Source organism: Gracilimonas halophila (genome assembly GCF_042684365.1).
GTDB lineage: Bacteria > Bacteroidota > Rhodothermia > Balneolales > Balneolaceae > Gracilimonas > Gracilimonas halophila.
Map to the genome: position 1 here is coordinate 62,497 of NZ_JBHULI010000001.1, position 24,353 is coordinate 86,849.

The window sequence follows — 24,353 nt, forward strand, 5'->3', positions numbered from 1 at the left end:
TTTAAAGGGCATTTTTTGGTATGATATCCAATAGCTTTTTAAATCCAAAGTCTGCAAAGGATCGACCTTCCGCCATTATCACTTGTAATTTTTTCATCAAAAATGACAAAAATTACGCCGGTTTCTTTCTTTTCAGAACTTGGCGATCTTAGTTATTGCTAACCAAGCTGATCAATTAGTTTATGATCGAATAGTAAATCTACAGCCAAATTGATCTCATCTCTAAAGTAATGATCTTCTTGTGCATGTGGAATTTGTTCTCGTATAATCTGATGAGCTTTTTCCACCCCATTCCCCGGTTTTAGAGGTTTACGGAAGTCGAGAGCTTGTGCAGCAGTAAACATTTCAATGGCCAGGACCTGCTCCACATTCTTAAATACATTCAGCAATTTTAACGCACCGATGCTTCCCATACTTACATGGTCTTCTTGTCCCAGGCTGGTTGGAATGGAATCAACTGAAGCGGGGTGGCAGAGTACTTTGTTCTCAGAAACTAAAGCTGCAGCTGTGTACTGAGGGATCATAAACCCTGAGTTGATGCCTGTCTCCTCCATCAACAAAGTGGGTAATCCATCATGTCCTTCCAGCAATAGATAAGTCCTTCGTTCTGAAATGCTTGCCAATTCAGCCAAAGCAATTGCCGCATAATCTAAAACCAAAGCTAAAGGTTGCCCATGGAAATTACCCCCTGAAATGATATCCCCATCAGGAAATACCAGTGGATTATCGGTAACGGAATTGATCTCCGTTTCAACCGTATTTACACAATGTGCGATAGCATCCCGACTGGCTCCATGAACTTGTGGGATGCAACGAAGTGAATATGGATCCTGTACCTTGCCGCAATTTCGATGTGATTCCAGGATCTCACTATCCGCTAATAAATGCCTTACGTTTTTTGCTACTGCCTGCTGTCCGGAATGTGGCCGAATCTCATGAATGCGTTTATCGAATGGTTTATTACTTCCTTGCAACGCCTCTAAACTCATTGCTCCTAAAAGGTCCGCTACTTTTAAAAGTTTAAGTGTCTTCTCCAAAATAAAGGCTCCATAAGAACTCATGAGCTGTGTACCATTGATCAAAGAAAGTCCATCCTTGGGCTGAAGATCGATAGGTTCGAGGCCGTGCTTTTTCAGCACTTCACCGGCTGGGATAGTTTCGGTTCCACCATCGTTCCAGAAAGACCCAAACCCCAAAAGTGGAAGTGACATGTGCGCTAAGGGAGCCAGATCACCGGAGGCGCCGACACTTCCTTTTTCAGGAATAGCAGGAATGAGGTCTTGCTCGACAAAGTACATAAGACGGTCAAAGGTTTCTTTGGAGATCCCTGAATACCCCAATCCAAGGGCATGAATTTTAAGCTGAAGCATAAGCCGGGAAATATCTTTTGAGATCAGATCGCCGGTACCAACTGCATGAGACAAGATCAGGTTGCGCTGTAATTGTTTCAATTGATCAGCATCAACCCGTTTATTGGCAAGAATCCCAAAGCCGGTGTTGATGCCGTAAAAAGCTTCATTTTTTTTTAGTGCTTCTTCCACCACTGCTCTAGACCTCAAAACCGAAGATGGGTCTTTTTTCAATCTGGATATCGAATCCTCAATATCCTTATATAAACTACTGATCTTAACGTTCTTCATGTTTTTCTTCTTAATTAGTTCCAGTATAACATTTCCAAAGCTATACTGGGCGAAAGTCAAAACTCTATCTCAGAAAAAATTTGCAAACTTATTCTGAGACAATTATTTACGAGTTAAATACAAAGTCTAATGTCGTCAGTTCAATCCTTGAATTCAATCCCTTCTTGCAACCGTTCTCCTGTTTAGGTATCATCGGACACTTCATGAATTTCACACTAACTTAATTTTAACTTTATGGCAAGCGAACAAGACAGCCACTCAACTTCTTTTTTCGGGCATCCACGCGGACTCGCTACCCTCTTTTTTACTGAAATGTGGGAGCGTTTCAGTTATTATGGAATGCGAGCAATTCTAGTGCTTTTTATGGTAGATGCCATAAATACCGGCGGGCTTGGGCTCGACGATACAACAGCAACCGCTATATACGGCCTTTACACTATGTTCGTTTACCTGCTCGCTTTACCGGGTGGCTGGCTTGCGGATAAATTCATGGGGCTTAGAAATGCCATCTGGTATGGAGGAATTATCATTGCTGCGGGGCATTTTTCCATGGCTATTCCTACAGATCAAACATTTTATCTGGGTCTCTTACTTATTGTAATAGGAACAGGATTTCTCAAGCCAAACATCAGTTCTATTGTAGGTGGTTTGTATGGTGATGATGAACCTGCCCGCCGCGATGCCGGATTTTCCATTTTCTATATGGGAATAAATATCGGAGCTTTTATTGCCCCTATTGCCACAGGATGGCTCGGTGAAAGTATTAACTGGCATTATGGATTCGGCCTTGCCGGAGTAGGAATGGTTCTCGGTTTAGTACAGTATAAACTAACCGAAAATTACTTAGGTGATATTGGAATGAAACCCGAACAACTGGATGATCCTGTAAAGCAGGCTAATCGTCATTCCCGTATTAAAAATGCGCTTTGGGGAATCGGAGCTGCATTAACCATCTTTATTGGATTAGTGATGGGTGGTATTATTACAATTGATCCCGTGGCTATTGCAGACGCTTCCGGTGTCGTTATTTTTGGATTAGTGATCGCCTACTTTGTATATGTTTTTGTGGCAGAGGATCTTAACACCGATCAAAAGAAAAAGATCGGGGTGATCGCCGCATTGTTCATTTTCTCCGCTATTTTTTGGTCTGGTTTTGAGCAAGCCGGCTCTTCACTGAATCTTTTTGCTGAGCGTTATACCGATCGTGATATGTTTGGCTGGCTGATGCCGGCAAGCTGGCTTCAGTCTGTAAATGCCTTCTTCATCATTACCCTGGCTCCCGTTTTCGGATGGCTTTGGGTTTGGCTGGCTAAGCGAACGCTTGAACCTTCCACTCCGGTGAAATTTGCATTGGGCCTGATCTTTCTGGGCGTCGGGTTTTTGGTAATGATGTTTGCCTCGTATTACGTAGTTGATGGCAATCAAGTGCTGCCTACTTGGTTGATCATGACCTACCTCTTTCACACCATCGGTGAGCTTTGTTTGAGTCCGGTTGGATTGAGTGCAGTAACCAAACTTGCACCAAAAAAATTAGTGGGACAGATGATGGGTATCTGGTTTATGTCTATTGCCTTTGGGAACCTGATAGCCGGACGTGTAGCCGGTCAATTTAATCAGGATGATATAGCCGCCGACCCTACCTTGCTTCCTGATCTGTTTTGGATCATTGTGATCACAACAGTGGGTGGTGGACTTGTGATGCTGTTGTTAAGTAAGCCCATTCGCAAATTGATGGGGAATGTGAGGTAAATTTATTTTTCCATGAATCTTTAGGCCGAACAAAAGTTCGGCCTTTTTTATTTGACCCACCGGTCAAAGCCCTGGGAAAATCCAATCCCAATAAATAGAGACTCATTTTCAAATTCATAACCTGCATTTAAGTCGAGATGAGCTCCTTCATTTACAATCAATGTAATGCCCGCTTCTGCATAGTATTCGTTGATCTTATTTCCACTGTAAATACCCGCATATCCTGCATAAACCCCCAGATTTTTCTGATTTGGAAATGTAAATCCGGGCGTAAGCGTAAATAACCAATTATCACTCGAACTGCCCACTCCAAAAGTATACCCTATGTTAGAAGACATGCTAAAGTTTTCGGTTAATAACTGATCTCCCGCTAGAAATAGAGTTGGAATAACCTCATATTTCGTAAAGGCAGATGCTCCAACCGGTAAACTCACTTTTCCAATTGCAGAAACTCTCGTTTCTTTGTTTTCTGATTCAAAAAACTGGAATTTCGTTGCCAACCCAAGATCCTGAAAACCTGAATTTGTGATGTCTGTTTCATCAAAATTCTGAGTTGAATAAGAATTCATTAATACCCTCATTTCCAGATTTTCAAACACTCCAAAACGAAGCAGCATTTGCCCAATATCAAATTGGTTTACCGACTTAGCCGTTGAAAGCTGGATCCCTGTTTCTAAGCCAAAAACACCCGGTTCAACTACATATGAACCATTACCAATGCCAGGCCTGTCGGGAACATAATTTTCCTGAGCTTTTAATGTTTGGCATGAAATTGCAAACCAACCAAGCATACAAAAAATAACCACTGAATATGATTTCATTCTATTTGATGAATTCATTTCTCTTCCCTGATTCAGATTATTTCGTTTTAGAAACTTTAAAGTATTCTGAAAGCCAATGCCGCTAAAACCGCACCAACTGATGGGGCCACAATAGGAACCCACGAATACGCCCAATCACTGCTTCCTTTGTTTGAAAATGGTAATAAAGCATGTGCTATCCTTGGACCAAGATCACGCGCCGGATTTATAGCGTACCCGGTTGGACCGCCTATAGCCAATCCGATTCCAAATACTAACAATGCTACCGGCAGAGCAGCCAGCGAACCAAGTCCAAACCCAATTTCTTCCCCGGAGATTGTAATTGTAGAAAGAAATTGTCCATCCACATCAATAAAACCGGGATTGGATAAATACAATACTCCAAAGATCAGAATGAAAGTGCCAATCGTCTCTGTGATAAAATTTGAGCTATAGTTCCTTATCTCAGGTATAGTTGAAAAAACAGCCAGTTTTGTTGTCCCGTCTTCGGTAGCCTCAAAGTGGTCTTTATAGGCCAGCCACGTCAGGAAAGCCCCAAAAAATCCCCCTGCAATTTGTGCTAATATATATGGCACTACCATGCCCCATTCAAACAAACCGGCTGTTGCCAAGCCAATGGTTACGGCAGGATTGATATGAGCACCGCTAAACTGACCCATGGTATAAACTGCAATAAACACTCCCATACCCCACCCCCAGGTGATCACGATCCACCCACTGTTGTTTCCTTTGGTCTTATTCAAGATGACATTCGCAACTACACCGCACCCGAATAAAAGGAGTATAGACGTTCCTATAAACTCAGCTAAAAAAGGATTCATTATTTGCTTCTCATCAAATACTTCCACATCATCTATCATCTGCCCAGGTTATGGCCGCATTAACGGCTCTTTGCCAACCTTTTGTTAATGTTCTTACTTTATCCGATTCCATCTCTCGTTCAAAAGTTTTATCGGCTTTCCAAAGTTTCCTTATCTCTTCAATATCATCCCAAAATCCAACGGCCAATCCGGCCAGATAGGCAGCTCCCAAAGCCGTTGTTTCTGTTATCATAGGCCGAACTACCGGGACTTCCCCCAGCAGATCACTTTGAAATTGCATCAATGTATTATTCACAGTAGCCCCGCCATCAACTCTCAGTTCCCTGACCTCAATTCCGGCATCAGCTTTCATGGCGTTCAGCAGATCCATCACCTGATAGGCAATAGAGTCTTGTGCAGCACGTGCCAAATGAGCCCGATTTGTTCCTCGCGTCATCCCTACCATTATGCCTCTTGCGTGCTGATTCCAGTGAGGCGCACCAAGACCAGCAAATGCAGGAACTAAATACACTCCGTCTGAATCCTCCACTTTATTGGCAAAATATTCAATGTCTTTAGACTCCTGAATAATGCTCATTTCGTCTCGCAACCACTGAACAACAGCACCGCCAATGAAAACTGATCCCTCCAGAGCATACGTTGTTTGGCCATTCACTTTCCAGGCTACCGTCGTAAGCAGGTTTTGCTCAGATTTTACAGGCTCATCCCCAATGTTCATGAGCATAAAACATCCGGTTCCGTAGGTGTTCTTGACCATGCCGGGCTCAGTACACATCTGCCCAAAAAGTGCAGACTGTTGATCTCCGGCTATACCTGCGATGGGTATTTTACTCGCGAATAAGGTGGTCTTGGTGCTTCCATACTTTTCACTCGATTGACGCACTTCCGGTAACATACTTTTAGGAATATTCATCAACTCAAGTAATTCATCATCCCATTCCATCGAGTTTATATTAAATAAAAGAGTCCGGGAAGCATTTGTCACATCAGTAATATGTAATTCTCCCTGCGTAAAATTCCAAATGAGCCAACTGTCAATAGTGCCGAAAGCAAGCTCGCCATTTTTTGCTTTTTCTCTGGCCCCCTCAACGTTATCAAGAATCCATTTCACTTTTGTTCCCGAGAAATAGGAATCAATGACCAACCCGGTTTTCTTCTGGATCATATCGGCATGACCATCTTTCTTGAGCTGATCACAATAATCTGAAGTCCGCCGGTCTTGCCAAACAATGGCATTGTAAATAGGTTTACCCGATTTCCGATCCCAAACCACCGTTGTTTCTCTCTGATTTGTGATTCCGATGCCTGCAATTGCTTTCCCGTTTATTCCGGCTGAAGCTACCGCTTCTGCTGCGACACCCGCTTGTGACGACCATATTTCCTGCGCATCGTGTTCTACCCAACCCGGCTCAGGATATATTTGTCTGAATTCTTTTTGTGCTACCGAAACGATCTCTCCTTTTTTATTGAAGAGCATCGCCCGTGAACTCGTGGTACCCTGGTCTAATGCTAAGATAAACTTTTCCATAACTGCCTATTGGTTGGTTGCCTTTTAATCCGTTGATATTACAACTCAGCTATTCAGTCAATAATTCTATTCATAGATATTATACTGCTTTTGTAAATACACTTTTTTCAGCATATAAAAAAAGTACCAAGCCATACTTGTCCCTTTAGATCAGTACTCAATAATCGTCTTTTCAGTCAAAACCCTTTAGCGAATCCAGCCCCCTATAAAGAGCACTTCACCTTCTGTTTCATATCCTAAATTTATATCAAGCTGAGCTCCGCTTTTTAATGCATAGGTCATCCCGCCTTCCAGCCAGTGCCGATTGAAACTATTTCCAAAATACATTCCTGCATATCCAAAATATCCTGTAATGTATTCTTTTGATGGAAATGAAAAACTCGGTGTAAACGTATAGAACCAATTGTCATCAAGACTACCTGGTCCAAAATTGTATCCAAAATTTGACGAAATACCCCATATCTCATTTAATGATTGATCTGCAAGAATTACCATACTTGGCACCACCTCATCATTGGTATATTCATCCGAGCCTACCGGAAAACTAAATTCCACCAAACCTGAGACACTGGTACTTCGATTTCCACCAATGAAATTATACTTTAAACCTGCTGACATATCCTGAAACCCACTAATTGACTCTACCGGACCATCAAAGGTGGTTGATACATACGAATTGATTAAGGCCCTTAACTCAAGTTTTTCCATTACTCCATATCTTAGTAGCACCTGACCAATATTTATCTGATCCGAAGATTCCGTTGTTGTGTATTGGACACCGGCTTCCAACCCTATCACATTCTGTGGCGTTATGAATGATCCATTCCCAATTCCGGGCCGGTCGGGCGAAAAGCTTTGAGCCTAAACTGTAGTCACGACAAAAAACGAACATATGATTATTGAAAATATCTTTTTCATAGGATTGAATTTATTGTGGTTAGTTGGTCTATAGCTACATAATGTGATCCATAATTTTAACGTTCATTCTGAATACATACTCACTTCGTCTTTTAATAACATCCTGCCTATCTTTGCAACATGTCAGATATCACTCAACAACCACCTATTGCTGCTATAGCCACTCCTGTTGGAGAAGGCGGAATTGCCGTTATTCGTGTTTCCGGACTTAATGCTATTGCAAAAGTAAATGAGGCCTTCAAAGGTAAAGACCTAAATACACAGGATACCCATACCGTCCATTTCGGAAAGGTCATGAACAAGCAAGGGTTCCCTGTGGATGAAGTGTTGGTTACGATTTTTCGTTCTCCCAGATCCTATACCGGTGAGGAGACCGTAGAGATCTCCTGTCACGGCGGGGTTTTGGTTACCCAATCAGTTTTGGAAACGATCCTTGCTCTTGGTGTGAGATCCGCTGAACCGGGTGAATTTACTCAGCGTGCATTTTTGAATGGGAAACTTGACCTGGATCAAGCAGAAGCCGTGGCCGATCTCATTCATGCCAAAAGCTCCAAAGCAGTAGATGCCGCCCATCAGCAGCTGGAAGGAAGACTGGGAGAACATATCAAAAAATTCCGGCAGCAGATCATTGATGCTACCGCCATGGTGGAATTGGAACTGGATTTCATAGAAGAAGATGTAGAATTTGCCAATAAGGAGCAGCTTCAAAAACTCCTGGAAGAACTGGATTCAGAGATCACCGAACTTTTGGAAACTTATGAAACCGGACGCTTGGTTAAAGATGGGGTTAAGACGGTTTTGATCGGCCGGCCTAATGCTGGAAAATCAACCTTATTGAATACTTTGGTTGGAAGTGATCGAGCCATTGTAACGGAGATTGCCGGTACTACCCGAGATACCATTGATGCCGACTGGAGTTATGATGGTTTGTTATTCAAACTCATAGACACAGCCGGGCTTCGTGAAACCGAAGATGTCATTGAAGCTGAAGGGGTGAAGCGCTCTCAGAAAGCCTTTGAACAAGCCGACCTGGTGATCTACCTCAAAGATCTGTCTCAGCCCTTTTCAGATATTGAAAGAAAAGAGATCGCCGACTTTCAGTCGCGCGCCAAAGACACTCCTTTCATCCTGATAGGAACCAAAGCTGATATTGAAACAGATGAAGAATGGAGAACGGAATTTGACCTGAAGATCTCAGCTTTGGAAGGAGAAAGGATCAAAGAGCTAAAGCAGTTGCTGAAAGATCGAGCCTTGGAAAACAAGCATTATGATGCTTCCAGTCTGTTGGTTACTTCTACCCGCCACCGCGATGCCCTCCAAAAAACAAAAGAGCACGTTCAGTCTGCCTTACAGGCATTGGATCAGGGCATGACCGGGGATTTTCTTTCCATCGACCTTCGTGCAGCATTAAAAGAACTCGGAACCATTACCGGCGAGATCACTAATGAAGATGTGCTTGATTCGATCTTTTCGCGGTTTTGTATTGGGAAATAGTAGAATAAAAAAATCCCGCCTGAAGTTAATCAAGCGGGATCTTTTATCAGTTTATGAAAAAGTAAAGCTTACTGCTCACCCTCTCCGGAGGCATTCCCTTCTTGATATTCAGAAATGATATCACCTTTCTCGGTTACGGCGATCACCTCATATCCTAAAGCTTCCAGGTTCTCACGATGTGCCTCGGCATCACCAACCACCAGAATGTAGAACTCATCCGTTTGCAGATGTTTTTTCGCAAGCTCATTGATCTCATCCTGAGAAATAGTTCGAATGATCTCTGCTTGTTCATCTACAAAAGACTCATCCAGATCATAGCGAATAATCTGACGTAAGAACCCTGCTTTTTGATAAGGGGCTTCGTACTCCCGGGCATCACGCTGTCCGATGGAGTTTCGCATGAATTCGAGCTCTTCTTCCGTGATACCATCTTCACGATATTCAGTGATCTCCTTCATGAATTCGTACACCGCACTATCGGTAGCGGAAGCCCTGATACCTGCAGATGCTGTAAATGGTCCCGGCTCATCTGAACCACTGAAAAAAGAACGAGCGCCGTATGTCCAGCCCTTGTCTTCGCGGAGATTCAGATTAATCCGACTGTTGAAGGCGCCTCCTAATACATAGTTCATAAGCGACCTTTTGTAATATTCTCCGGTGGCATCAAAAGTCAGATCTGTCATATTTCCAATTCGGATCTGAGACTGAGGAGCTCCTTTTTTATCTACCAGGTAGATCTTAGTGTTTTCTGCAGGTTCAACCTCCGGAAGGTCGGGAACCTCCGCACCTTTAGGCTCCCATTCCCTCAGAAAGTCTAATTTTGAAAGGATCTCGTCCTCCTCGATATCACCTACAATAACCAACTCTGAAAGCTGCGGATCATAATATTTCTCGTAAAATGCTTTCACATCGTCCAGGGTAATTCGCTCAATGGTTTCTTCAAGTCCGCTTGAGGAAACAGAGTAGATATGTTCATCTCCGTAGAGCAAACGATTATATACCATGCTCGCTACAGATGCGGGATTTTGATAGCTTGATCGCAATCCCTCAAGTTGTTGCATTTTAACACGTGCAAAATCATTTTCATCGAAACCGGGTCGCATCATGATCTCTTCTGCCAGTTCCAGCGTTCGGTCAAGGTTTTTCTTCAGTGTACTGATATACACCGTAGTGGAAGAACTCCCTGATGATACACGAACAGTACTTGCTGTTTTACGCAACTCTTCCTGAATCTCCTCCGCCGTAAAATTCTCAGTGGACTCATTCAACATAGCGGCTGTCAATGAAGCCAAACCAGCTTTATCCGGCTCGTAAGCATTCATCCTGTGTCCTCCTTGAATAGATAACTGGAGTGTAACAATTGGGATCTCATTGTAGTTGGTCCCAATAACTTCTATTCCATTATCGAAGTTATCTTTCCAGAATTCAGGAACCTGAACAAGGGGTGCTGTTTTAGCTTCAGGCTTCACACTTCGGTCAAAGTCATCTCCCGTAGGACGTGTATAATCCAGCCCGGTATAATCGGCCTGCGGATATGGATTTTCACCCTCTGTTGGAGGAGTGTAATTGTCAGGTTTAGCAGGTTCGGTATCTTCATTTGGAAGCACACTTTGCACAACGGCAGGCTGCTGATATACGTATTTATTGAACACACGCATAATGTCTTCTTTGGTCACATCAAGATATCGCTGAAGATCACTTTGAATGAAGTTGGCACTTTCTGCAAAGGTCTCATAGCTGGCAAGTTGTGACACCTTTCCGCTTACGTTGGCCAAACGGTTAATAAAACTTGACTCATAAGAGGCCTTGATCTTCATTAAGTCCTCATCCGAAACTCCATCCTCAGCAAATTCTTCGAGGATACCTCTCATTTCAGTCTCAAAATCAGCCAGCGTTTGTCCCGGATATGGCAATACAAACATGGAAAATTCACCCGCAAGTTCACTGGATGAATTACCCGCAAATGCCTGAATGGCTTTCTGAGTTTGTACAAACTTTTGGAAAAAATATGAACTTCTTCCTGTCCCAAGAATCTGGGCAAGGAAATCTAAAGGTGCCTCATCCTCATGAAAGCGGGGGACGGTCGGGTAAGTAAAAATAAGCGCCGGAAAGCGGATATTGTTATCTACATAAGATACATATCGATCTTCTTCTAAAGTTACCCGTTCAAGCTTCATTTCTTCCACTTCCGGTCCACTTGGGATCACTCCGAAATACTTTTCAACCAAGGCCACCACTTCTTCCGGGTTTACATCTCCGCCAACAGTCAGTACAGCGTTATTGGGACCATACCAGCGAAGGAAGAAGTTTTTCAGGTCTTCGAGATTAGCGCGGTCAAGGTCTTCCAGCTTCCCGATAGTCAGCCATGAATACGGGTGACCATACGGATAAAGCGATGCCGCATTTAGTTCGCTATACAATCCATAAGCCCGATTATCGTAGTTCTGCTGTTTCTCATTTTTTACAGTTGAACGCTGCACTTCAAACTTCTGCTGCGTTACAGCCGGCAGGAAAAAACCCATACGGTCTGCTTCCAGCCAAAGTGCGACCTCAAGCTGATTACTTGGCAGGGTTTCAAAATAGTTGGTGCGATCACGATTGGTGGTTCCATTCAAGGTACCTCCTGATTCAGAAACGATCTTAAAATGCTCTTCATCGGCAACGTTCTCAGAACCCTGAAACATCATATGCTCAAAAAAGTGAGCAAAACCTGACTTTCCAAGTTCCTCACGAGCTGAACCTACATGATAAGTTACATCTACATGGACCAATGGGTCAGAATCATCTTCATGGATGATAAGTGTTAATCCGTTATCGAGAACATATTTCTCATACGGGATCACCAGTTCGTTGTCACTTTGTGTGACCTTCTCAATGAGTTGTGTTTGCCCGAATCCGGTACTCACGAATAACAGGGAAACAAATAACGTCGTTATTATGCGTTTCATAAGAATTTAAGTTTTGTGTGACCCATAACGCGTCACTGTTGATATTTATAGCAAAAGAATGGATTACCTAAAGATCTACAGATATCTGCATGTTTTACCTGTAAAAAGGCAACTCCCCGAACTATGTTATTAGTATGAAAGTAATAAAGTTTTAGGGAAATATTCAGATTTTCACAGCATTAATATTTCCCGTTGTTAAACTCAGTTTTGGATGAACTGATTAGCATATTTTTATTGTTATAACTTCCTGACACAGAACTAATTATATATTTTGGAAGACCTAACTTCTTTTATTTCAGATCTGACAAAAGCTCACCGGGATGTTTCCAAATGCCCTCCCCCGGAAAAGGTTATTTCATTTTTTGATGAGCTTCTTGGTTTGTTATTCCCTGAATTTACCTACAACCGTTTAACAGATGAACAAGCCATAAAGGAACAATTGACTCACTGTAAAACAGAACTCCGAACCATCCTTGATCACAACAAGGAATGTGTAAAAAGCGGTATAAGTGGGTTAGAAGACCAGTTCTTTGAACAACTTCCTTCTATCCGTAAAATGCTTTTACAGGATGTTGATGCGATCTTTGATGGAGACCCTGCCGCTAAGTCTAAAGGGGAGATTATTCGTACCTATCCGGGATTCTATGCTATGGCCGCTCACCGAATTGCATATGAGTTACTACATTTAGGGGTGAATCTGATTCCAAGGATCATCTCGGAATATGCCCATCGACAAACGGGAATTGACATCCATCCCGGAGCCGAGATCGGAGATCATTTTTGTATAGACCACGGAACCGGTATTGTGATCGGTGAAACCACAAAGATCGGTTCTTATGTAAAGATCTATCAGGGTGTAACTTTAGGTGGGTTGAGCGTTAATAAAGAAGATGCCCGCAAGAAACGGCATCCAACCATTGAAGATCATGTAGTGATCTACGCCGGGGCAACTATTTTGGGTGGCGTTACGGTGATCGGCAAAGGCAGTATCATCGGCGGTAATGTATGGCTGACGAAAAGCGTACCCGCTAATTCCAAGATCTATTATCAGGCAAAGATGTCGAATTCTGAAGGAGAAACGGATACCATTATTTATAAATAGCAGGATCATTTTTTGAAAACTCATACCTATGAAGATAGAACAACTTATCGGCAACACCCCACTTATTGAATTGCAGAATATTCCATCCAATAAAAAAGTAACCATCTACTGTAAGCTGGAGGGACAAAATCCGGGAGGGAGTGTTAAAGACCGTGCGGCTTTAGGGATGATCAATGGGGCACTGGAACGTGAAGATATAAAGCCGGGAGATACATTGGTAGAGGCCACCAGCGGAAATACTGGTATAGCACTCGCCATGATAGCAGCTATGAAAGGGCTCAACATCAAATTGCTGATGCCGGAAAGTACCACCGAAGAACGCATCAAATCCATGAAGGCTTTTGGAGCTGAAGTGATCCTCACCCCCGCTGAAAAAACCATTGAGTATTCACGACAGCTGGCTGAAGAAATGGCTGATGACCACGGATATTTTCAGCTCAATCAATTTACCAATCCCGATAATTATAAAATGCATGAACGCACCACCGGTCCTGAGATCTGGAAAGATACGAATGGCAAGATCACGCATTTTGTCTCCGCTATGGGCACCACCGGAACAATTATGGGTGTATCCCGGTATTTGAAATCTCAAAATCCTGAAGTTCAGATCGTTGGAACTCAGCCGACTGATGGCTCTTCGATTCCGGGAATTCGCAGGTGGTCGCCAGAATATCTCCCAAAGATCTTTGAAGCCGAACGCGTTGACCGCACTATTGACGTAAGTGAAAAAGAGGCTACTGAAATGGCCCGTAGAATGGCCATCGAAGAAGGAATTTTCGCGGGAATGAGCAGCGGTGGAGCATTAACGGCTGCCCTAAAATTAGCTGAAGAATTAGCTGAAGGTGTGATCGTTTGCATTACCTGTGATCGTGGTGACCGGTATCTAAGCTCGGCATTATTTGATCATTAGTTAATAAAAAAGCCTCGTATGTTAGTACGAGGCTCAAAATTGTGAATCGGTTTATCCTAGAAACTTTCAAGTAGCGTTGTTGCGTCGGTACCAAAATCAACCAACTCCATGGTTGAACTTTCTCCTTCCTCTTCTTCAGCATATTCGTATTTCACGATAGCGCCGGGCACCTGATCTGCGAAAACTCTCCACATCTTCATCGAAATACCGGGAGCGACTCCAAAGTTCAGCAGGTCTGCCGTAAAAGTTCTTGCCGGCACACTAACAGAAACAGAGCGTTCGGAAAGAGCTCCTTCCATTGATTCTTCCGTTAGTTTTTGAGGGGAATTATACCATCCTTCTGATACCGGCTTCTCCTGCGCCTCATTATCTCCGATCTTCTCACGCATTCTTACGATCGACTGCCGACCTTCAGAGAATAATACTTCTGCGATATAATGCTCTTCGTCATCATCAGAATCTCCTTTTAGAATGATCTGCCACCATTCCTGTCCGTTTTCCAGTTTTTTAAGTAGTGCCTTTCTCATGTAGGATTCTTCCGAATCATCCGTTTTCCACTCGGTCCATCCGCCTTCGGGATAGTCTTCAAGTTCCAGCTGATATCCATACCCCGTAAAAAGATAGTTGAACATCATCGGATACATATTCATTGCCCCAAAGTTTATTCCGGTAAAACTGATCGCTCCGATCTCTACTTCGTTAGTAAGTCTTGCTGTTATGGTAGATCCATTATCTTTAGGCATCGTGACCACCATGTTATTTGGCATATAATTATCTGCAAGTACCGTAATATTATGAATACCCACAGTTCCGAAGCGTATAGTCACCATTCCAGATTCATCAGTCGTACTTTTTCTTCCATTGGATGCTTCAACTTGTGCTCCCTGGATTGGGTTCCCCTCCACATCCAACACTTCTATATCCACCGAATTAATGGGAACTTTGTTTAACATATTGGCTCCCGGCATTGCACATCCTGTAACTAAGAGCGCAGCAATTACCGACAGTAATCCTAACTTTTTTCTAATCATCTTTCTTTTCTATTAGTTGATATTTTTTCGAGCTTCTGCTTACTATTATCTACGAAAAGAAGATGTTTTTTAGCTCAGGTAGTAATTTGAAGTTTCAATATTTCAGCCTTCATCTTTGAAACCAAGATCTAAATCATAAAAAAAGCCACTCACATAAGTAATGTAAGTGGCTTTGAATTTCTGGAAGGAAACTACTTAGTTTTCGTTTTCCTCACTTGAATTATCTTCTTGCTGAGGGATAGCCGGAGCTGTTTCCGAAGGAGCCTCTATTGGAGCATTCATTCCAGGCGCACCTTCTTGTAAAATACTTCTATTTGCATCACCTCTGTCGATGGCAAAGTTCGCCAACACACATAGGGTCAGAAAAATAGCAGCAAGAATAGATGTTGATTTCGAAAGCAAGTCTGCTGTTCGGCGAGCACCAAGTCCGCCACCGCCACCGATGGCCCCTGCTCCGCCCATTCCGGAAATTCCTTGTCCCTGTCCCGGCTGAAGTAAAACAACCACGATCAACAGGAAGCATATAACAGCAATAACTCCTACAATAATATTATAAAGCATGTAATTAATTTCTTAATCTTTTTGAAGGGTGAAAAGATACCCAATTTTGCATACTATCCCAAGCATTAGCTACTCAAAAAAATAATTAAATTGCACGAATGGAAGAGTTCATAAATGACATCACTGATTTCATAGCAAGCTCACCAAGTCTCACCGTGCAAATAGTTGAGACTTTGGTCATTATTTTAGTTCTATGGGGAATACGAATCTTTGCTGTTCGGCTTCTACAGAAAAATGTAGAGACCAAAAAAACCGTATATAAGTGGCGTAAAAATATTACCTATATCACCTTTTTTATAGGTGTGCTGATCTTAGGGCAGGTTTGGTTTGCTGCTCTTGGGCAATTAGGAACTTTCTTAGGCCTTCTTTCAGCCGGTATTGCCATTGCCCTGAAAGACCCTGTCACTGATATTGCAGCCTGGTTATTCCTGATCTGGAGAAAACCTTTTGATATCGGAGATCGCATTCAGGTTGGAAGTTCCAAAGGTGATGTCATCGATATTCGGGTATTTAAGTTTACGATACTGGAAATAGGAAATTGGGTAGATGCTGATCAAAGTACCGGCAGAGTGATCCACATACCAAATCATAAAGTGTTTACTGATGACCTTGCCAACTACACCAGCGACTTTGAGTTTATCTGGAATGAAATGGGGGTCCTGGTCACATTTGAAAGTGACTGGAAGAAAGCGAGAAAGATCTTGCAGGAAGTTGTTGAAGAAAATATGCAGGAGTTCGTCGAGCAGGCCAAGGAAGAGGTTAAAAAAGCCGAGAAATCATATCTTATTCAATATCGGTACTTAACCCCGATCGTGTATACAAGTGTTAAGGATAGCGGTATTAACCTCTCCATTCGATATCTCTCCGATCCACGGAAACGACGGGGAATCTCCCAATCTATATGGGAGTCCGTCTTGGACCGTTTTGCCGAACATGACGATATTGATTTTGCATACCCAACCATTCGTTACTACGACAACCCTTCAGAAGGTAAACCGAGCACTATTCCTTCTGGAGATTAGTAGTATTGAATTCCTAATTTCTAATCCTCATCCTCCCCATCATAGTTTCGGAGTTTAGGAATAGGCTGAATAAGCTCCTTTGAATTGTTGGATGGATCATTCACCAGCTCCGGCACCCTGAAAACAGACATGTTTGGTAATAATTGATTTCCTGAGAAACCATTTTTTATCATATCGCTCACGCCTTCACTCAGCCACTCTTCAAATTCTTTAGGATCCAGGATCACCGGCATTCGATTGTCAAGTGGTTCTACCAGGGCATTTGCTTGCATTGTTAAAACTGCAAAACTTTCACTTTGAGTATCCCATAACCCCGCGACTCCCAAAACATCCTGAGTGATCACCCTCAAATAAAAAGGTAGTGGATCATCTACTGTTTCCTTCCATTTATAAAACCCTAAGGCAGGAATTAAGCATGGACTAAAATCCTTCAAGGAAAATTCAGAGTTCTCTTTTGTGAAAGCTTCATGCTCCAATTCATATACACTTGTTTCTGAATTATCAGGATCTAAACCCCAGATGGACCTGACTATTTTTCTGTTATCATTTCCAATAATTACGGGCATCGAATGGCCAGGCATTACGTTATAGTTTGGTTCATACATGATCTCCGAATCTGAGCTTACTCCAAACACTTCTTTAATAGTATATCTATCAGTTTCTAAAACGTATCGCTTCATGAGTTTTAATTTGGTTGATTTATAAGGTTAACGTAAAAAGTCTGAGGTATTGTTCAGTTTTTCAACATACACTTTACGGCCTTTGCGCTTTCTTAGCCATCTCAGCGTGAAACGAAAAATTTATTACCTTCCTCCCAAATCAAATTCAATCTTCATCATGACCAATCCATTTTATAATCCGGATGAACAGCGTCTTCGCTCTTTATTTAGGGTTCTGCTATTCATTTTTCTTTTTAGTATAGCTGTAAGCATCCCTTTTCTCATCCCTTTTGAGCCTGTTCAATTCATAGGACAGTCCGTTATGACGCTTGGCTTATTTTATATGATGTTTCGGTTTGTGGATCAGAGAGCCTGGCGAGATTCCGGGTTGATCATGACCAAAACATGGATTAAAGAATGTCTGATGGGAGTCGCTATTGCCGGAACAGCTATGGGGCTCATCTTTTTATCATTATGGCTAACCGAAGGGTTGGAAGTTACCGGGTACGGATGGGATCGTAATGGGCAAAGCTTTTGGATGGTTCCTCTATTTTATTTTTTCATAAGAATGGCTTCTGTTGGATTCTACGAAGAAGTGATGGCGCGAGGATACCTCATTCCCAATATTATTGAAGGATTTACCTTTGGAAACATCACTCCTCAAAAAGCGGCTGTAATTGCCGTGATCATCAGTTCTTCCATTTTTGGGATCTTACATGCAAGCAACCCTAATGCCTCTGTTACAGCTGTAATAAACATCATTTTTGCAGGAGTAATGCTGGCCGTTCCTTACCTAATAACCGGGCGGCTGGCACTATCCATTGGACTACATTTTTCATGGAATTTTTTTCAGGGAGGAGTTTTCGGGTTTAGGGTAAGCGGTATGGAATTCCGGCATTCCATCATCCAGATACAGCAAGGTGGTCCTGAATGGTGGACAGGGGGAGCTTTTGGCCCCGAAGCAGGATTGATAGGAATATTTGGAATGCTATTTATTCTTGGGCTCTCCATTCTTTATTTAAAAAGAACGGGAGTTAAATTGGGTTATGCCGAAAATTTCAGGACTGCTTTTCAAAAGGAAGAAATTTCTGAAGAGAGCACTAACTAATAAGTTAATGTTTATAAAAAGGAATCAAACCTGCGGTTAAAATAGAGCATTAAAATCCCAAAAAATTAAGTATAGAATATCAAAAATTCGATATTCCCTGAGCTTGCTTCACATTTTTTGTATATTGGTTTGTCTTTATTAAAAGACACGATCTTTGAAAATTGAACTATAACGCCAAAAATGAAAGAGGTGTAACCATTGTCTTTTGAAGAATTTGGCCTCAGCCCTGAACTATTGAGTGGGCTGGCCGACGTACGAATTGAACAACCCACACCTCTCCAGAATGAAGTTATTCCACCGGCACTACAAGGCAAACATATGCTTGTAAAACATGAAGCCGGTGATGATGGAGTATTTTTGATACCTGCATTACAAAAACTGACGACCAACGGAGAGGTTACTGGCACACGAGTTTTAATATTAACACCATCTATTGAGCGAGTTAAAGAAATAGACGAAAAGGTTTGGGGCATGGGCTACCATGCACAGATCAGCAGTGCGGCACTTTCCATGAAAGGAATCCGTACTCAACAAGAACAAGCTATTAAAGATGGAGCACCGGTTGTGGTGGCAAACCCCGGCCGGCTAATTGAAATACTGGAAAACCATAAGCTAACGCTTCCCAACGTAGATCTTATCATTATTGATGAGGCCCACGGAATGGAGAACTATAACCTGGTTAGCCGGGTTAAGGACATCCTTAAATATGTGGATGGCGCTCCTCAATCGCTTATTTTTTCCGAATCTCATAACAAAGCTACGGAGCAGCTTGCTGACTTTTTATTAAAAGATCCGACTGTACTTGGCTTTGATGATACACAATCTTCTGAAAAAGAAGGATCCAAGGAAACTTCCAGTTCCAAAAAAGAGAAGCAACAAGAGTCCTCTTCAGACAAACAAACTGACTCGGATGAGGAGTTTGAACTGAATCAGGAAGAAGTGAACCGCAAACTTGCAGAAGCAAGTGTAAGCGTTGTTCTGAATCCCGAGGAAAAAGAAGAAGCTGAAGAAACCCAGGCCCAGGCAGAAGATTCAAAAACTGAAGAAGACCCTGATCCTGTTCCTGAAGATCTGGCTCAGGCTTATATCTATGTACCTCCAAGAGCCAAGATATCTACCCTTCTTGCTCACTTAGAGAAAAACCTAACTGATAAGATCGTGGTATTCGCTGCATCCAAGCGTACCACCGACCGCCTTTTCCGCATCATTCGTAAGAAAGGCTGGGGAGTGGTGAGTATCAACGAAGGATTAAAGGAGGAGTATTATAACGAACGCTTTGGGAAATTCACTTCAGGAGAGATGAAGATCTTGCTTGTGGGTGGATTGTCAGCAACGGAAGTTGAGCTTGATGAAGTGAAGCAGGTTATTAATTATGATGTCCCCAACGAAGTTGAAGAATACAAATACCGGGCTGAACTGGTGGGTAATGGTAAAGCCGCACGTATTGTTTCTTTGGTTTCAAAGATGGACAAAGACGACATCGATGAGATCGTAAAGAAAGTAGGATATGCTCCGACAGAACTTCCGCTTCCAAAAGAAGTCAAAGAGAAGAAAGGAAGAGGCAAAAAATCTGATAATGATAAGAACAGAAAAAAATCAGATAAGAACAGCCGTAAGAAGAATGACGATCGCGATCGTAAACGACGTAAGAAGCCTAAAAAGCAAAAAAACAAAAAAACCAACGGACTACCCCGTCCTTCCTATGAAGGGCTTTCAGGAGGAAAAGAAGGTAAGAAAAATAAAAAACGTCCTACCCCCGGTAAATCTGACGGTGCTTTTGGCTGGATAAAGAAGTTGTTTGATTGATAACAGCCTTAAACAGCATGATCCAATTATAGATAGAAGGCGCATCGATCGATGCGCCTTTTTTTATGAGCTATTCCCTGAAAAAATCATTGCGCAGCAAGAAATCATTTTCCGTCATTTGCCAGAAAAACCATCTTTTCCTTTCCATTTCCTTGAACCTGAATGGATAAGCCTGCGTATCTGCCATTCTTATTGCAGGCTTATTCTGAATATGCATGTGTAAATGAGGCCAGGAAGTGTTACCTGAATTCCCAATCTTACCTATAATATCCCCTGCTAAAACTGAATCTCCCTTTTGAACTTCAATAGTCCCTGCCATTAAGTGAGCCATAAAAAGGTATCTATCCTTATCGAAATGAATTACTACATGGTTCCCCGCCGGATTCAAAGAATCTGAAGGAGAGAAAGAAATTTCATGATCTGGAAGTGAATCAACAACCGTTGTAACAACTCCTGCTACAGGAGCATAAATCGGTTCGCCAAAAGAATATATATCCGTCAGCTCTTCCCCACTATTCTGAAAAAACCACCCATCCTCATTTACCTTAACTACATCTATCGCATATTTCTGTGAAGCAATGGCATTGTGGTAGTTTGTCAAAACAGAACCTCCGGCATGTCCTGCCATCCAGGCTCCCTGAGTAGGAAGTTCTATTAGATAACTATCTTCGATTTCAGGGTACTCAAATACTTGTCCAACCGAACTGACCAGCCAGATCATTGTTGGCAACAGTACTAAAACACTTATGCTAAGTACTATTTTTTTAAATTTTCTTTGAATAAGGCTTTCCGATAAACTAACACTGAGTACCAATTCAATAAGAGCAAAAAATATCACGAATATGGCTACTATGTTTATCAAGGCAGCTGAAACAAATCCTCCTAAAGGCCATCTGATAGAAATAAAAACAGGTGCCGCAACCAGTGTTAGAATCATTGTTGCTGCCCAGAATACCTTTAATGATTTAGCAAAATAGTGTCCCTTCAACTTTAATACAGAATGCCGCTTTCCTGCTCTCAGCACCCAATATATTCGTAAAAATTTAACTATTGAAAGCCCAATAATAGTGAGGGCAATTATTACTGTAAGAAAAGTAGACAAAAACTCTATCGAGATCATATGCACTAATTTTTAGTTCACCAAAATAATAAGAAATCACAAGCTACGATGGGTATTTATCATATTGATACTTGTTTGTCATTCAATAATGCATTTACTACCATCCTGTTGCATAAAATTACAAAACAATCAATAATATGAGCAACGACTTCGCCGGAACAAAAAAGAAATGGCAAAATCCTGAAACACGTCGCCGTATTGGTGTTGGTGCCGTACTCGCATTAGTTGTTGCCGGAGTTTATGCAGGACTGAATTCGGTATTTCCGGAACAAAACGGGCATTACGGTTTTTGGTCTATCATGCCCCCTTTGGTAGCGATCGTTTTAGCTTTTTATACCCGGGAAGTGGTAAGCTCACTCTTTATTGGTATTTGTTTGGGAGGTGTGATATCCGGACAGCTTAATATTGTACAAGGTTTTTTGATCCCTTCTGTAGGAACTGAAAGTTTTGCACTCATCATTATTGTATATCTATGGGCCTTGGGTGGATTGATCGGTATCTGGACACGAACCGGAGGTGCCGAGAAGTTTGCAACCTGGGCCAGTAAAAAAATGGTCCGCGGGCCACAAACCGCCAAGTTCTTTACTTGGATGATGGGGCTTATTTTTCATCAGGGAGGAACCATAAGTACCGTTCTGACGGGAGCAACAGTTCGCCCCATTGCTGATAAGCACCGGGTATCTCATGAAGAATTAGCCTATATGGTCGATTCCACTGCTTCTCCAGCTGCAACTTTGATCCCATTCAATGTTTGGCCTTTTTATGTAGGAGGATTAATCATAGGCACCTTGCCCATGTTCGAAACTACTCAAGAAAGTATCGCTTTTTTCTTCACTGCTCTACCTTATAATTTTTACGCCATCTTCGCCATTTTACTAACGCTTCTCTTTGCCTGGGACAAATTTCCTTACATCCCTGGAAAGAAAATGAGGCTGGCTATCAAGCGGGCTCGAGCCGGACACGGGCTGGACCGGGAAGGGGCTACTCCTATGGCCGCAGATGAGCTCACACAAAGTAAGATTCCAAAATCCTATCAACCCGGACTCATCGACTTTTTTGGACCTATTGGAACATTACTGGGCGTTGCTATCATACCCTACGTTGTTACACGTTTCTTCATGAATATGGGTGAAAATGCAATTTTACTTATTGCCGAAGCTTTCATACTGGCTGTATTGGTTGGATTTGGAATAGCTCTTGCCAAAGGCATGAAATTACAAGAAGTGATCGATGGATTTATTGACGGTTGTAAAGGTGTTACCATCGGTGCCGTTATTTTGGCTTTAGCTGTTTCCCTTAAAGAGGTAGCTGATGCCGTCGGGACAGCCCCCTATGTGGTTGATCTTGTTGGTGATGTGATTCCTCCATTTCTTTTACCCGGTCTGCTGATGATCTTATGCATGCTCATTGCATTTTCAACCGGCACCTCTTGGGGAACCTATGCGGTTGTATTTCCCGTTGCAATCCCATTAGCCTGGGCTGTGATTCCTGATCCGTTTTTCCTTACACTTTGTTTTTCAGCGGTAATTGGTGGCTCCGTTTTTGGAGATCAATGTTCTCCTATTTCAGATACCACTATTCTGTCCTCTTTAGCAACCGGCTGCGATCTGATGGACCATGTTCAAACTCAGTTCCCACTTGCTATTCTGGCCGGAACCATGGCTGTAATTGCCTATGCCGGAATGGTTATTTTCTTTGTTTAAAGTGGTTTGATCTTCTTAGTTCAGTAATGGTAACTGATGTTCAATCGATCAGAATAAGTTCTTCCTGTGGAGCGATCAAAAACTCGGCGCCATTTTCCGTGATCACAGCCATCTCTTCCACGCTGATGGTTTTGTAGGTGCTATCCGTCAAAGGCCAGCTGTGGAAGCCATCAAAAGCAAAAACCATCCCGGGCTTGAGAACCTTTTGTGCAGCAGGGCGAACGGAAGGTGCTTGCGAGCCCCCAAGGTTTGGCCCCGTATCATGAGCTACATAACCCACCGGATGCCCGGTACTCCACATAACATATTCCGATTCATTTTCCTCCATGAGCTCACGTTGGGCAGCATCCACTTCTACCCCTTTCACTCCCGGCTTCATCGCGTTAAAAGCAGCCCGGTTACCCTCCCTGGCGGATTCCCAGTAGTATTGAATATCTTCAGGTGCTTCTACCTCTCCGTCTTTCAGTACATAGGCAAAACGCTGGATATCACTTACCCAACGGTCATAGAGCTTAATTCCAAAATCAGTTTGAATCACATCTCCGGGCATGATCACTTTATCTGTTGCATGTGAATGGCCGCGGTCAGCGCCTGAATTCACATTAGGATTTTGACTGGGGTTCCAGGCATCCTTCACCCCATATTCTTTCATTTTTTTCTTTAAAAATGCAGCAACCTCTGCATCCGTCGTAACTCCGGGTTCTATGATCTCATAGGCTTCCAACTCCCATTCAGCTGTAAGCTCTGCTGCTTTTGTCATGATCTCTACCTCTGCAGGGAGTTTCACCGACAACCATTCATAGATCAATTCTTCAGAGGAAACCAATCTGCTTGAAAGTCCGGTGCCTAATGCTGATTCCAGAGCCTTTCGCTGAGTAAAACTCAAGCCATCTGCTTGTGCATTATTTGGAGACGAGTTGATCGCAATTCGCTCAAAGTTTTGCCCCTTGATGAAATCGGCTGCCTGCTCCATGGCAGACATTCCCCGTTCTACCGGAATTACCTCATCATGAATTTTCAGTTCCGCCAGTGCCGTTGATTCTCCCGAAGGTGAATAAATCCGGGAATGAAACCCATTTTCATCTTTATAAAAAAGAAATGCTGCGGTACCTCCTGCATTCTCACCTCCAATATGGTCGGCGATCGGGTCATTATTATTTTCCCTGCAGATCACGATCCAAAGGTCCACGTTAGCTGCTTCCATAGCTTGTGGAAGTAAATTTGAGATACGCTCTTTTCTGATTTCCGGCCACGGAGATTCACCCCAGTCAATGGGTGGTTGCTGTGATGGGGTGCAAGCTGAAATAAGAAGAATTATTGGCAGTAAATATCGTAGCATTTTGGTTTAATTTTTTTGAATAGACTTTAGTGAATATCGACCTTCTTATTTAACCACACAAGAAAACAGCTCA

The 24,353-nt window shown here is 42.5% G+C and carries 19 protein-coding genes; 8 read left to right on the plus strand and 11 right to left on the minus strand.

Translation table 11 applies throughout. The annotated features are described in order from the left end of the window. Nucleotides 1-158: 158 nt before the first annotated feature. On the minus strand, nucleotides 159-1,640 hold the full coding sequence (gene hutH / locus ACFSVN_RS00315) for a histidine ammonia-lyase (RefSeq protein WP_390296882.1): 1,482 nt from the start codon (nucleotides 1,638-1,640) through the stop codon (nucleotides 159-161). 234 nt (nucleotides 1,641-1,874) lie between these two features. Here hutH and ACFSVN_RS00320 point away from each other — a divergent pair, with 234 nt between their 5' ends. Next, nucleotides 1,875-3,389, plus strand: coding sequence for a peptide MFS transporter (locus tag ACFSVN_RS00320; RefSeq protein ID WP_390296885.1), 1,515 nt, complete (start codon nucleotides 1,875-1,877; stop codon nucleotides 3,387-3,389). 47 nt (nucleotides 3,390-3,436) lie between these two features. Here ACFSVN_RS00320 and ACFSVN_RS00325 read toward each other — a convergent pair whose 3' ends face one another. From ACFSVN_RS00325 to ACFSVN_RS00340, 4 genes are all read right to left on the minus strand, one after another. Then, entirely contained in the window at nucleotides 3,437-4,210 is a 774-nt protein-coding gene (locus tag ACFSVN_RS00325) for a transporter (RefSeq protein ID WP_390296888.1), read from the minus strand. Between the two features lie 56 nt (nucleotides 4,211-4,266). Continuing rightward, entirely contained in the window at nucleotides 4,267-5,031 is a 765-nt protein-coding gene (locus ACFSVN_RS00330; RefSeq protein ID WP_390297304.1) for an MIP/aquaporin family protein, read from the minus strand. 28 nt (nucleotides 5,032-5,059) lie between these two features. Next, nucleotides 5,060-6,559, minus strand: coding sequence for a glycerol kinase GlpK (gene glpK, locus ACFSVN_RS00335; protein WP_390296891.1), 1,500 nt, complete (start codon nucleotides 6,557-6,559; stop codon nucleotides 5,060-5,062). A 186-nt stretch (nucleotides 6,560-6,745) separates the two neighbouring features. After that, nucleotides 6,746-7,390: a transporter gene (locus ACFSVN_RS00340; protein ID WP_390297307.1), complete on the minus strand. Its 645-nt coding sequence runs from the start codon at nucleotides 7,388-7,390 to the stop codon at nucleotides 6,746-6,748. A gap of 216 nt (nucleotides 7,391-7,606) precedes the next feature. Here ACFSVN_RS00340 and mnmE point away from each other — a divergent pair, with 216 nt between their 5' ends. Then, nucleotides 7,607-8,971, plus strand: a complete 1,365-nt coding sequence (gene mnmE / locus ACFSVN_RS00345; protein WP_390297310.1) for a tRNA uridine-5-carboxymethylaminomethyl(34) synthesis GTPase MnmE — start codon at nucleotides 7,607-7,609, stop codon at nucleotides 8,969-8,971. A 68-nt stretch (nucleotides 8,972-9,039) separates the two neighbouring features. Here mnmE and ACFSVN_RS00350 read toward each other — a convergent pair whose 3' ends face one another. Next, a complete protein-coding gene (locus ACFSVN_RS00350; protein WP_390296894.1) occupies nucleotides 9,040-11,919 on the minus strand; it encodes a M16 family metallopeptidase in 2,880 nt (959 codons plus the stop codon). A gap of 271 nt (nucleotides 11,920-12,190) precedes the next feature. Between ACFSVN_RS00350 and epsC the strand changes: the two genes are divergently transcribed. Beyond that, on the plus strand, nucleotides 12,191-13,021 hold the full coding sequence (gene epsC / locus ACFSVN_RS00355; protein WP_390296897.1) for a serine O-acetyltransferase EpsC: 831 nt from the start codon (nucleotides 12,191-12,193) through the stop codon (nucleotides 13,019-13,021). A gap of 28 nt (nucleotides 13,022-13,049) precedes the next feature. Further along, nucleotides 13,050-13,931, plus strand: a complete 882-nt coding sequence (gene cysM, locus ACFSVN_RS00360) for a cysteine synthase CysM (RefSeq protein ID WP_390296900.1) — start codon at nucleotides 13,050-13,052, stop codon at nucleotides 13,929-13,931. Between the two features lie 56 nt (nucleotides 13,932-13,987). Here cysM and ACFSVN_RS00365 read toward each other — a convergent pair whose 3' ends face one another. Together ACFSVN_RS00365 and secG are read right to left on the minus strand one after the other, a co-directional pair. Beyond that, on the minus strand, nucleotides 13,988-14,962 hold the full coding sequence (locus ACFSVN_RS00365; protein ID WP_390296903.1) for a peptidase associated/transthyretin-like domain-containing protein: 975 nt from the start codon (nucleotides 14,960-14,962) through the stop codon (nucleotides 13,988-13,990). Between the two features lie 195 nt (nucleotides 14,963-15,157). Next, nucleotides 15,158-15,523 carry a preprotein translocase subunit SecG gene (secG, locus tag ACFSVN_RS00370; RefSeq protein WP_390296906.1) on the minus strand — a complete coding sequence of 122 codons (366 nt, stop codon included), beginning with the start codon at nucleotides 15,521-15,523 and terminating at the stop codon, nucleotides 15,158-15,160. Nucleotides 15,524-15,621: 98 nt separating this feature from the next. Between secG and ACFSVN_RS00375 the strand changes: the two genes are divergently transcribed. Continuing rightward, nucleotides 15,622-16,545 (plus strand): mechanosensitive ion channel family protein, encoded by a 924-nt coding sequence (locus tag ACFSVN_RS00375; protein ID WP_390296909.1) that lies wholly within the window; start codon nucleotides 15,622-15,624, stop codon nucleotides 16,543-16,545. Nucleotides 16,546-16,565: 20 nt separating this feature from the next. Here ACFSVN_RS00375 and ACFSVN_RS00380 read toward each other — a convergent pair whose 3' ends face one another. Then, on the minus strand, nucleotides 16,566-17,225 hold the full coding sequence (locus ACFSVN_RS00380; RefSeq protein ID WP_390296912.1) for an SOS response-associated peptidase: 660 nt from the start codon (nucleotides 17,223-17,225) through the stop codon (nucleotides 16,566-16,568). 106 nt (nucleotides 17,226-17,331) lie between these two features. Between ACFSVN_RS00380 and ACFSVN_RS00385 the strand changes: the two genes are divergently transcribed. Together ACFSVN_RS00385 and ACFSVN_RS00390 are read left to right on the plus strand one after the other, a co-directional pair. Then, nucleotides 17,332-18,312, plus strand: coding sequence for a CPBP family intramembrane glutamic endopeptidase (locus ACFSVN_RS00385; protein WP_390296914.1), 981 nt, complete (start codon nucleotides 17,332-17,334; stop codon nucleotides 18,310-18,312). A 198-nt stretch (nucleotides 18,313-18,510) separates the two neighbouring features. Beyond that, nucleotides 18,511-20,118 carry a DEAD/DEAH box helicase gene (locus ACFSVN_RS00390; RefSeq protein WP_390296917.1) on the plus strand — a complete coding sequence of 536 codons (1,608 nt, stop codon included), beginning with the start codon at nucleotides 18,511-18,513 and terminating at the stop codon, nucleotides 20,116-20,118. A 70-nt stretch (nucleotides 20,119-20,188) separates the two neighbouring features. Here the strand turns inward: ACFSVN_RS00390 and ACFSVN_RS00395 are convergent, their stop codons facing one another. Further along, a complete protein-coding gene (locus ACFSVN_RS00395; protein WP_390296920.1) occupies nucleotides 20,189-21,055 on the minus strand; it encodes a M23 family metallopeptidase in 867 nt (288 codons plus the stop codon). A gap of 320 nt (nucleotides 21,056-21,375) precedes the next feature. On the opposite strand from ACFSVN_RS00395, the gene ACFSVN_RS00400 reads away from it, so the two are divergent. Next, nucleotides 21,376-22,941, plus strand: a complete 1,566-nt coding sequence (locus ACFSVN_RS00400; protein WP_390296923.1) for a Na+/H+ antiporter NhaC family protein — start codon at nucleotides 21,376-21,378, stop codon at nucleotides 22,939-22,941. A gap of 40 nt (nucleotides 22,942-22,981) precedes the next feature. On the opposite strand, the gene ACFSVN_RS00405 is transcribed toward ACFSVN_RS00400, so the two are convergent. Then, nucleotides 22,982-24,280: a M24 family metallopeptidase gene (locus tag ACFSVN_RS00405; protein WP_390296926.1), complete on the minus strand. Its 1,299-nt coding sequence runs from the start codon at nucleotides 24,278-24,280 to the stop codon at nucleotides 22,982-22,984. Between the last annotated feature and the right edge of the window lie 73 nt (nucleotides 24,281-24,353).

What these genes read in the sequence shown, in the direction of transcription:
- hutH (WP_390296882.1), bottom strand. Translation starts at nt 1,640, where the DNA reads ATGAAGAACGTTAAGATCAGTAGTTTATATAAGGATATTGAGGATTCG.
- ACFSVN_RS00320 (WP_390296885.1), top strand. Translation starts at nt 1,875, where the DNA reads ATGGCAAGCGAACAAGACAGCCACTCAACTTCTTTTTTCGGGCATCCA.
- ACFSVN_RS00325 (WP_390296888.1), bottom strand. Translation starts at nt 4,210, where the DNA reads ATGAAATCATATTCAGTGGTTATTTTTTGTATGCTTGGTTGGTTTGCA.
- ACFSVN_RS00330 (WP_390297304.1), bottom strand. Translation starts at nt 5,031, where the DNA reads ATGAATCCTTTTTTAGCTGAGTTTATAGGAACGTCTATACTCCTTTTA.
- glpK (WP_390296891.1), bottom strand. Translation starts at nt 6,559, where the DNA reads ATGGAAAAGTTTATCTTAGCATTAGACCAGGGTACCACGAGTTCACGG.
- ACFSVN_RS00350 (WP_390296894.1), bottom strand. Translation starts at nt 11,919, where the DNA reads ATGAAACGCATAATAACGACGTTATTTGTTTCCCTGTTATTCGTGAGT.
- cysM (WP_390296900.1), top strand. Translation starts at nt 13,050, where the DNA reads ATGAAGATAGAACAACTTATCGGCAACACCCCACTTATTGAATTGCAG.
- ACFSVN_RS00365 (WP_390296903.1), bottom strand. Translation starts at nt 14,962, where the DNA reads ATGATTAGAAAAAAGTTAGGATTACTGTCGGTAATTGCTGCGCTCTTA.
- secG (WP_390296906.1), bottom strand. Translation starts at nt 15,523, where the DNA reads ATGCTTTATAATATTATTGTAGGAGTTATTGCTGTTATATGCTTCCTG.
- ACFSVN_RS00375 (WP_390296909.1), top strand. Translation starts at nt 15,622, where the DNA reads ATGGAAGAGTTCATAAATGACATCACTGATTTCATAGCAAGCTCACCA.
- ACFSVN_RS00380 (WP_390296912.1), bottom strand. Translation starts at nt 17,225, where the DNA reads ATGAAGCGATACGTTTTAGAAACTGATAGATATACTATTAAAGAAGTG.
- ACFSVN_RS00395 (WP_390296920.1), bottom strand. Translation starts at nt 21,055, where the DNA reads ATGATTCTAACACTGGTTGCGGCACCTGTTTTTATTTCTATCAGATGG.
- ACFSVN_RS00400 (WP_390296923.1), top strand. Translation starts at nt 21,376, where the DNA reads ATGAGCAACGACTTCGCCGGAACAAAAAAGAAATGGCAAAATCCTGAA.
- ACFSVN_RS00405 (WP_390296926.1), bottom strand. Translation starts at nt 24,280, where the DNA reads ATGCTACGATATTTACTGCCAATAATTCTTCTTATTTCAGCTTGCACC.